2 protein-coding genes and 1 pseudogene are annotated in these 2677 nt (G+C 66.2%); 1 reads left to right on the top strand and 2 read right to left on the bottom strand.

Features of this window, described 5'->3' with window-relative positions; translation table 11 throughout:
- Nucleotides 1–147 (top strand): annotated as a pseudogene (locus VIM19_15290) (IS1380 family transposase).
- Nucleotides 148–176: 29 nt separating this feature from the next.
- Here the strand turns inward: VIM19_15290 and VIM19_15285 are convergent.
- Together VIM19_15285 and VIM19_15280 are read right to left on the bottom strand one after the other, a co-directional pair.
- Nucleotides 177–1787, bottom strand: a complete 1611-nt coding sequence (locus tag VIM19_15285; GenBank protein HEY5186227.1) for a hypothetical protein — start codon at nucleotides 1785–1787, stop codon at nucleotides 177–179.
- A 468-nt stretch (nucleotides 1788–2255) separates the two neighbouring features.
- On the bottom strand, nucleotides 2256–2677 hold a 422-nt coding region (locus tag VIM19_15280; protein HEY5186226.1), incomplete at its 5' end, for an NAD(P)H-binding protein.

Here is a 2677-nt window from a genome sequence, read left to right as displayed (position 1 = left end):
CCACTGGTCATGCTCCAAGCCGAAACGACCCACCGCGACCACGCCATCGTCGAGCAGGTCATCGCCGACATGAAGAGCGGCCCCCTGGCACATCTGCCTTCTGGCCAGTTTTCATCCAACAGTGCGTGGTTGGTGTTAGCGCCGATTCTCGCGCAGCGGATTCGACCCCAGTTTGATCATCTGTATTCGTAGCTGAGTCGGCGGCCGCCCCACCAGGGGACTTCGGTGGTGGGGAGGTCGGCTTGGCGCAGAACGGGTGAGTAGGTCCGGCGGTCAAGTCGAACGATGATCTCGTTGCCCCGGTTGAGGATCTCGCCGGTGGTGCTCAGGAAGCGGCGTTGCAGGGTGTCGGGGGTGGTGGTGGCGTAGCCGGGTAGGCGGCGACGTAGGGCGGCGCAGAGGGTGTGGGCCAGCACGGTGAGCGTGACGTCGAGGTCGACGTTGAGGGGGACGGCGCCGGCGAGGGCGTCCAGGCCGAAGGAGCGGATCGATTCGGCGAGGCGCTGTTCGATGTTCATCCTGCGGGCGTAGCGCTCGATGATCGCCTTGGAGGGGCTGGCCGGGTCGTTGGTGATCAAGATGGTGGGTTCGTCGTGGCCCAGGCCGGCGACGGCGAGCTGCCGCAGCGTGCCGGGGTAGGTACTCAGCGTGGCAGCGGGGTTGTCGATGACGCGGACTCGGCGGGTCTTGCCGCCGGCGCGGGCGATCGTCATCGCGGTCCAGGTGCTGGCTGGTAGGGCGTGCAGGGCTGCGGTGAGCTTGGGGGTGCGGGCTCGTAGCGTGATGAATGTGATACCGCGGTCGGTGAGCTCGCCGAGCTGGGCCTGGGTGGTGACCTTGCTGTCCATGATCAGCAGCTTCGGGTCGTGGCCGGTGACGCGGTGCCAGTGGTCGGCGAAGGCGAGGACCTCGTTGTTCTGGGTGGCTTTGGCCAGGTCGGCGTTGGCGTAGAGCAGGGTGTGGCTGTCGGCGTCTTCAGCGAAGAAGGTCAACACTGATCGGGTCCGTTGGGATCTGGTTGGTACGTAGTGCTTTTCGAGTGCGACGTCGGTGCCCCAGTGCATGACGGCGTGGAAGTCCAGGTTAACCGCGTCGCCGGTGGCGAGCCCTGCTGTGAGGGTGGCTTTGTCCAGGGCGGTCAGGAATTCGGCCTGTTTGGCGTGCTGGAGGCGGTAGGAGTAGGTGGTCAGGGCGGTGGCTTTGGGCAGTGAGGTCAGGCCGGCGAACAGCGCGGCGCCGGGGTCGGTGGCGAGTTCCTCGACGTGGCTGACCCGGCGGGTGCCGGTGAGTTTGAGGGCCAGTAGCGACAGCACCGAGCTCAGTGCTGGGATGACGCTGGTGCCGGGGTAGCCGGCGGCCTTGACCAGAGCTGGCAGGTCGAGGGCGACCAGGTCCGGGATGGTGAGCAGCAACCCGGCGAGTTTGGTGTCGGTCCGCTCGGGCCACCCGGCGAAGTCCAGCACGCCGGTCCGGGGCTGGGCCTCGCGGGCGGGAATGCCACGTTCAGCATGGGGGCGGGCCCACAACCGGGGGAAGCCTTCCTCGGCCAGGACCTCGGCGACCCCGGTCCGGTTCAGCGGTGTGCCCTCGGTGGCCAGGATCTGCGTGATCTCGTAGGCCGACCTGCCGGCCCGCCGCAGTTCGATGATCCGGGCCCGGGCGGCGTCTTTGGCCGGTGCGCTCTTGGGGCCGGGCTTGGTGTCGGTGAAGAAGTCCTGTCGTCCGGCCCGGAAGTCCCGGGCCATCGACTGCACGCTGGCCGTGGTGTAGCCGAACCGGCCGGCCACCTCTGATGCCGTCAGACCTTCCAGTAGGTAGGCGCGCAGCGCCTCGTATCGACGTTGGTCGCTGGTGTCGGGGGCGGCGAAGAACTCACCGCCTGGCCGCGCCGAGGGTGGGAGTGGTATCGCTGTCTGATCGATGTAATGAATCTCAGCAGCATCCACGAATGCCGTCAACGCGACACGCCACAACACTGGAGGAAGAACTACATCCCTGTCATTTCAAGCCTTTCAGGAGTTGGCGATCCGCTGCCGTGCTTACTTCGGGATGTTGCAGCAAAGGTACTGTGCCTAATCAGACAGCGTGATCTGCCCTAGCTCCTCCGATGCGGAAGGACGCCAAGAGCCCGAATCCCATACAGCACAGGCGAAGTCCTGAACTACATAGCTATCAGCGAGGACAGCGGGCGGTCGAATAGTTCAGCGCGAGAATCGGCGCTAACGATCGCGATCTGACCGTAGGTCGGGAGCAGGTCAGTGCCAGATGCCCACGATCTGGCGGTGGTAGCGCCTGCCGGCGATCTCGCGGACCAGGAAGTCAGCGACCTCGCCCGGAGTGATGGTCTTAAAGCCGCCCGGAAAAGGCCCCGGTTCCTCGCGGTAGCGGGCTGCGGGCGCGCCGTCGCGGATGTAGGGGCAGCCAGCCAGGACATAGTCCAGGTCGCTCGCGTTAACGATCTCGTAGGCGACGGCGTGGTCGGTCGCCGCCTTGATGAAGCGGCGCACCGGGACTAGTGACAGTCGCCCGCGCAGCGTGGTCGTGGCCATGTTCGCCGTACCGCTGACTCCGATGTACCGGCTCAGCCGCAGCTGAGTCATCGCCGCCACGATCGAGCGCACAGAGTCGGTGACCACCGTCGAGGCTTTCAGCGGGTCGGACCCGACCGCCATCACTA

Source organism: Actinomycetes bacterium (assembly GCA_036510875.1).
Lineage (GTDB): Bacteria > Actinomycetota > Actinomycetes > Prado026 > Prado026 > DATCDE01.
Note: the sequence above shows the minus strand (reverse complement) of the source record. Positions and strands in the feature narration are given on the sequence as shown.